The organism is Actinoallomurus acaciae, assembly GCF_042429965.1.
Classification (GTDB): Bacteria; Actinomycetota; Actinomycetes; order Streptosporangiales; family Streptosporangiaceae; genus Actinoallomurus; species Actinoallomurus acaciae.
On the sequence record NZ_JBHLZP010000459.1, the window covers coordinates 1 to 6,394 of the forward strand.

The following is a 6,394-nucleotide window of genomic DNA, read 5'->3' on the forward strand; positions in this document are numbered from 1 at the left end:
GCCGAGCGAGGCCAGGGGACGCCGCGGGTCGGCGCGCAGGCCGTACGCGGCGAGGATCTCGGCGGCCCGGTGGTGCATCCGCGCGGTGTCGATGAGGCCGAACCGCCCGCGCGGCTCCTCGCCGAGGAACAGGTTGCGGGCGATGCTCATCGAGGGGATGAGGCTGTCGTCCTGGTGGACGGCCCGAATGCCGGCGCGTCGCGCGCCGAGGGGCCCGTCGAGGACGAGCGGCTCGCCGTCGCGACGCAGCCGCCCGCCGTCGGGCGGCTGCACGCCGGTGAGGATCTTCACGAGGGTCGACTTGCCGGCGCCGTTCTCCCCGGCGAGCGCGTGCACCTCACCCGGGGCGAGGGACAGCGAGACGTGATCGAGGGCGAGCACGCCGGAGAACCCCTTGACGATCGCCGCGGCCTCGAGGGCTGGTCGTACCACGAGAGTCCTCCCGCGCTCGCCCGGACCGGTCGCCCCCTGACAGAGGAATAGTTGCCCCTGCGGTCGCCTCCGGTCAACCGGGGTCGTCCTCGCGGTGAGCACGGCCCCGGCGCGTCTCCGGTCAGGTCCGCGACCGGTCGAGGACCGCCTGCACCTTGGCGACGAGTTCGGGGTACTCCTTGCGGACGTCCTCCATGCCCGCTTCCTTGTCGGTTATCTTCGCGGCGAGGAGATTCACGAGGTCCTGCTCGCTCAGTCCCGTGCCGCCGTAGCCCTGTGACTCGGGCTCGGGCTCGGCCTGCGGCTCGGGAGGCGCGACGCTCCGCCCGGAGGGAGCCGGGAGCAGCGCTTGGAACCGATCGAGTCCGTCGCCGGGTCTGCCGCTCTCGGCGTAGGCCGCGATCCAGTTCGCGGAGGCGGCGTCGGTCAGGTCGAGGGCGCCCTTCCAGCTGAGGTTCGCGGTGAGCAGGCGGTCGAGGAAGCTCTTCGCCGCCTTCTGGTCCGCCGCCGTCCAGGAGAAGTGGACCAGCCGTCGCAGCGCGATCGGCACGGGGTCCAGCAGGATCGGGCGTACGGTGTCGCGCACACCGGACAGCGCGCCCGATGTCCCATCGAGTTCCCGCAGCCCCCACCGGCGCATGATGTCCCAGTCCTCGACCGTGGGGACGAAGCCGTACCGGGCCCAGACGAAGACGCCCTCCTGGCTGCCGCCGATGCTCGAGGCCGACAGGGTGAGCCTGCCCACGGTGAACAGCCGGGCGTGCGCGAGCAGACAGGATCGCACGAACGCCTGCCCCTTCTTGGGCGCGACGACGGTCTCGACGTGGATGGTGAGCACGCCGCTCTCGACGGTGTAGGTCTGGTTGAGTGAGAAGGGCCGGTCGTCCTGGTCGGACAGCGCGGCGCTGCCGTTGACCTGGATCCGGATGCCGTTCGCCTCGGGAAAGAGCGTCACCTTCAGGCCCCGGCGAGCGGTGCCGGGGAGGAAGTCGCCGAGCAGGGCGGTGACGAACTCCTCCAGCGAGACGGTGGTCGCTCCGCGTCGCAGGTGCGTGCCCCAGAAGGTCAGGTCCGCGCTCTTGAGTTTGTTCTCGACCGCGATTTCGGGGAATGCCGAGGACAGATTTCCGATGGCCATGTTCGGCTGGTCGGGGTGCATACGCGGATCGTCATCCCCCGCGCCCGCCCCTGTCCATGACGGCCGGGGATTCGGGGGACCGAATCGCCGCTGAACCTCCAGGCCGGGACGCGGCTCCTCGGGAAGCGGGGAGACGCTCCCGTACCGGCTCCGCAGGCGAGGAGGCCGGGTTGTCACGCCCGGCCGCTAGATTGTGGAATCGAGGTGACGTGGAGTGTCGGGGTACGCGAAATGGTGTGGACGTCTCGCCGGGACGACGATGTGGCGGAGCATCGCCGCCGGCGAGGAGCAGCATGTCGTTCCCGACGGCGTCATGGACCTGATGTGGCACGACGATCGTCTTGTGATCGCCGGAGCGGACACGACCGCCCTGGCCATCGCGACCCGTCCCGGGGCCGCGACCTGGGGCCTGCGCTTCCCGCCCGGCGTCGCGCACGCGCTGCTGGGCGTCCCCGCCCGTGAGCTGACCGACCACCGCGTCGCGCTGGCCGACCTCGCGCCGGTTCCCGGCGAGGCGCTCGACGCGGCCGAGGACGACGTGCCCCTGATGCTCGAAGGAGTCTTCGCGGCGCTGTGGAGGCGAGCGGCCCCGGACCCGTCCGCCCTTCGCCTGGCCGCCTCCCTCGACCGTGCCGCCCGGGGGCACCGGTCCGTCCGTGAGATCGCCGACGATCACGGCCTGTCGGAGCGTTCGCTCCGGCGGACCGGTGACCGGTTGTTCGGCTACGGCCTGAAGACGCTGATGGGGATCCACCGATTTCAGCACGCCCTTCACCTGGCCCGTTCGGGCACGGCCTTGAGTGAGGCCGCCGCGACGGCGGGCTACTTCGACCAGGCCCATCTCAACCGGGAGGCGCGCCGCCTCACCGGAACCGCCCCGGGCGCCCTGCTGGCCTGACTCCCGCCCCCTCGCGGGCCACCGTGGCCGATTCGTCCAATCCCCCGGTGGCGACGCCATGGCAACGTTCAGGTTCATGAGCATCGACCTCGACCGAGCCACATCGTTCATGGCGACACACGCACGCGTCCTCGACAGACGCCGATTCGAACTGGCCGGCGGGAACGACACCGCCGAGACCCGCGCGGCCGTCCTGGCCGCGATCGACGGTCATCGCAATCCCGACGGCGGCTACGGGTGGGGCCTTGAGCCCGATCTTCGCGCGCGCGAAAGCCAGCCCGGCGGGGCGCAGCACGCGCTCGAGGCCATCGCCGACGCGGCTCCCGCGACCTCGCCGCACGTCGTCGCCCTCCTCGACTGGCTCCAGTCCGTCACGCTGCCCGACGGCGGGCTGCCCTTCGCGCTGCCCCTCGGCGACCCCACCGCCTGCGCGCCCTTCTGGGCGCAGGCGGACCCGCGCGAGTCCTCCTTGCAGATCACCGCGGCGATCGCGGCCCAGGCGCACCGGGCCGCCCGATCGGATGAGGACGTCCGGGACCACCCGTGGTTGACCAGGGCCACGCGGTACTGCCTCCAGGCGATTCAGGGCATCGACGAGGCTCCCTTCGCCTACGTCCTGTCGTTCGCGCTCCAACTCCTCGACGCCGCCACCGACTCGTTTCCCGAAGCCCGTGAGCTCCTCGGGCACCTCGCCCCGTTCGTCCCGTCGGACGGCGCGATCCCGGTCGCGGGAGGGACGGAGGGAGAGACGCTCCACCTGCTCGACTTCGCCCCCGAGCCGGGCCGTCCCGTACGCGCCCTCGTCGACGACCGCGCCGTCGCCGACGACCTCGACCGGCTGGAGAGCGGACAGCGGCCCGACGGCGGGTGGGCGGTCGACTTCACCGCCTACTCCCCGGCCGCGGAACTGGAATGGCGCGGCTACGCCACCGTCCAGGCCGTCGCGGTACTCCGGATGAACGGCCGCTGACCGTGGAAGACGGCGATTGATCCAAAGAAAGGTGAAAACAAAACGGGGCCAGCGACCAATAAGAGATGGAAGCCAATCTTTCTCTGAGAGGTCGTCCTATGCCGGGATCACCGTCATGACCGCCGACCGGCCCGGGTGGTCCGCCCCGTCGGCGCACGAGTCCCCTGGTGAGGAACCGGCGGCAGGAGGCCCGTGCCGCCTCCGTGTGCTGGTCGCCGAGGACGCGTATCTGCGGTCGGACGCCCTGGCCGCGCTCGTGCGAGAGCAGGCCGGCGCCGATGTCGTGGCCCACGCCACGACCGGGCACGCGGTGCTCGCGGCGGCGGCCGAGCACGATCCCGACGTCGCGGTGCTCGACGTCGATCTGCTGGGGGTCGACGCGTTCACCGTGATCGAGCGGCTTCGCACGCTGCGACCCGACTGCGGGATCATCGCCATGACCGGAGTCGCGAACCCGGGGCATCTCCGGCGGGCCCTCGCCGCGAACGTCACCGGGCTGATCGTCAAGTCCGCCCCGGCCGGAGACCTGCTCCACGCGATCGGCCGGGTCCGTGACGGTGACCGCGTGATCGACCACCGGCTCGCCCTGGCGGCGCTCGACGCGACGCCGACCCCGCTCACTCCGCAGGAGACCGAGATCCTCCGGCGCTACGCCGAGGGAAACGACATCGCGGAGGTCGCGACGCAGGTGTTCCTGTCGGAGGGCACCGTACGCAACTACCTCAGGTCGGCGGCGAAAAAGCTCGGCGCCCGCAACCGCGCCCACGCCATCCTGATCGCTGTGAAGGCCGGCTGGATCTGAGGTCCGGCCTGGGCCCTGTCTGGACGTCCGCGTCGGCTACTGGAGGCGGGCGACGTGGAGGCGCACACCGCGAGCGCTCAGCTCGTACAGCTCCTCCTGCGGGGCGGCGTCGCCGGTGACCAGGTGGGCGATCTCGTCGGCGGGGACCGTCTGGACCATGGTGTTCACGCCGATCTTGGTGTGGTCGGCGAGCACGACGACCTCTTCGGCGGACGCGGCGAGGGCCCGGTCGGTGCTGGCGACCTGCATGTTCGGGGTGGACAGGCCGCGTTCGGCGGTGAGGCCGTTGCCGGAGATGAACGCGCGGCGGGTGCGCAGGCCCGCGAGCGAGCGTTCCGCGGCGCTGCCGACGAGGGCTTGGACGGGGCCGCGCAGCATGCCGCCGGTCATCACCACCTCGATGCGCGGGGACGCCGACAGGGCCTGCGCCACGAGGAGGGAGTTGGTGACCACCGTCAGGTCGGTGTGGCCGGTCAGCCGCTGCGCGAGCGCGTGCGTCGTGGTGCCCGGTCCGATCACCACGGCGTCGCCGTCCTCGACGAGCGCCACGGCGAGGTCGGCGATGGCCGCCTTCTCCACCTTGGCCACCTGCGCCTTCTGCAGGTGGGTGGGCTCGCGGGACAGTTCGCCGGGCAGGGACGCGCCGCCGTGGTGACGGTCGATCAGGCCGTCGGCCTCCAGCGCCCGTACGTCACGGCGTACGGTGACCTCCGAGGACTGCACGGCCTCGGCGAGCTGTCGCAGGGACAGGGTGCCGTTCGCGCGGAGCAGCTCGAGGATCCGCACGCGCCGCTCGGCGCCGAAGACCGGCTTGCGCCCGTCCGCCGCTCCCTGGAGGTCGCTCACGGTTCTCCCCACGCCCTGACCGGATGTGAACGGTTCCGATCGTAGTTCGGGAGGCTGAGAGTTTCCCTGCGGCCTACGGTGTCGTGAAGCCGCGGCTGCGCGCGAGCGCGGCGAGCTCCGGCCAGTCCTCGCCGGAGTGGGCGTGGTCGGGCACCAGGCAGCCGAGCGTGATCGGGAGCGGGATCCGGTAGCGCGACGCCGTGAGGTTCGGCGGATCGGTGAAGTCCAGGACCTCGGCGAGGTTGCCGGCGGCGGCGTCGCGTACGGTCAGCGGCTCCAGCCCGAACCTCCACTCGATCATCTTCAGCACCGAGGTGTGGTCGTACAGGCCGTGCGCCACGTGACCGCGCCGCGCGCGCGGGGAGATGACCACGCACGGCACACGGAACCCGCGCAGCCCGGCGCCCAGGTCGGGGTTCGGGTCGGGGCCGGCCGGCGGCGGTACGTGGTCGAAGAAGCCGCCCCACTCGTCGTAGGTGATCACCAGGACGGTCCGCTCCCAGTTCGGGCCGGTGACGATCGCGTCGTGCACCTTGCCGAGAAAGTGCTGGCCGAGGCGGATGTCGGCGAGCGGGTGTTCGTCCTCGGACATGCCGGGGACCGCCTCGCCGAGGAAGCCCGGGTCCACGTACGACACCGGCGGCAGCGTGCCGGTGGCCGCGGCCAGGTAGAACTCGGTGATCTGGCGGCTGATGCCCAGGTACTTCGTGCCCCACAGCGCGGTGATCGGCACGTCGCTGTAGAAGTAGCGGCCGGTGACGCCCTTGTCGGCGAGCCGGTCCCAGATCGCCGGCATGGTCGCGATCTTCTCGACCGAGGTCGTCGTACGGTCGGTCTGGGCGGAGTGCAGGAAGAACCGGTTCGGGAACGTCGGGGCCATCATGGCGGCGAAGTAGCGGTCGCAGACCGTCCACTCGCGCGCCGCACGCCCGTAGAAGGCCAGGTCGGCGGCCTCGAAGTAGCCGATGGACAGCTCGTCGTTGGACCCGGCCCGCAGCCAGCCGTCGCAGGCGCCGTTGTTGAGCTCCGTCCGCCCGCCCTCGTAGGAGTGGTCGGGGTCGTTGAACCCGCACCCGGACGGAGTGGTCAGGTGGTGGGTGTCGTGCGCGACGCCGCTCGCGTCCGTGTAGGTCAGCCCGGCCTGCCTGCCGTCCGCGCCCGAGAGCCAGCCGAGGTAGTGGTCGAAGGAGCGGTTCTCCATCATCACGACGACGATGTGGTCGATGCCGGAGTCGCCGGGGTCCGGCAGCGCCGTCGTCGTCGCCTCGGCGGCCCGGGCCCGCCGGGGCGCGGCCACGCCCGCCGCGA

Annotated in this window: 7 protein-coding genes; 3 read left to right on the forward strand and 4 right to left on the reverse strand. The window is 71.8% G+C overall.

The window, feature by feature from the left end; all coding sequences use genetic code 11:
- A partial coding sequence (locus ACFFNX_RS38460; protein WP_378211032.1) for an ATP-binding cassette domain-containing protein occupies nt 1-432 on the reverse strand: 432 nt, incomplete at its 3' end.
- Between the two features lie 121 nt (nt 433-553).
- Nucleotides 554-1,591, reverse strand: a complete 1,038-nt coding sequence (locus ACFFNX_RS38465; RefSeq protein ID WP_378211033.1) for a hypothetical protein — start codon at nt 1,589-1,591, stop codon at nt 554-556.
- Nucleotides 1,592-1,784: 193 nt separating this feature from the next.
- Here ACFFNX_RS38465 and ACFFNX_RS38470 point away from each other — a divergent pair, with 193 nt between their 5' ends.
- From ACFFNX_RS38470 to ACFFNX_RS38480, 3 genes are all read left to right on the forward strand, one after another.
- A complete protein-coding gene (locus ACFFNX_RS38470) occupies nt 1,785-2,468 on the forward strand; it encodes a helix-turn-helix domain-containing protein (protein WP_378211034.1) in 684 nt (227 codons plus the stop codon).
- Between the two features lie 76 nt (nt 2,469-2,544).
- Nucleotides 2,545-3,438, forward strand: a complete 894-nt coding sequence (locus tag ACFFNX_RS38475; RefSeq protein ID WP_378211035.1) for a prenyltransferase/squalene oxidase repeat-containing protein — start codon at nt 2,545-2,547, stop codon at nt 3,436-3,438.
- Nucleotides 3,439-3,553: 115 nt separating this feature from the next.
- Nucleotides 3,554-4,240 (forward strand): response regulator, encoded by a 687-nt coding sequence (locus tag ACFFNX_RS38480; protein ID WP_378211036.1) that lies wholly within the window; start codon nt 3,554-3,556, stop codon nt 4,238-4,240.
- 36 nt (nt 4,241-4,276) lie between these two features.
- On the opposite strand, the gene ACFFNX_RS38485 is transcribed toward ACFFNX_RS38480, so the two are convergent.
- Complete coding sequence (locus ACFFNX_RS38485; protein WP_378211037.1) at nt 4,277-5,086, reverse strand: DeoR/GlpR family DNA-binding transcription regulator; 810 nt, start codon at nt 5,084-5,086, stop codon at nt 4,277-4,279.
- A 73-nt stretch (nt 5,087-5,159) separates the two neighbouring features.
- Nucleotides 5,160-6,394, reverse strand: a 1,235-nt coding sequence (locus ACFFNX_RS38490) for an alkaline phosphatase family protein (protein WP_378211038.1), incomplete at its 5' end; no start/stop codon positions are given.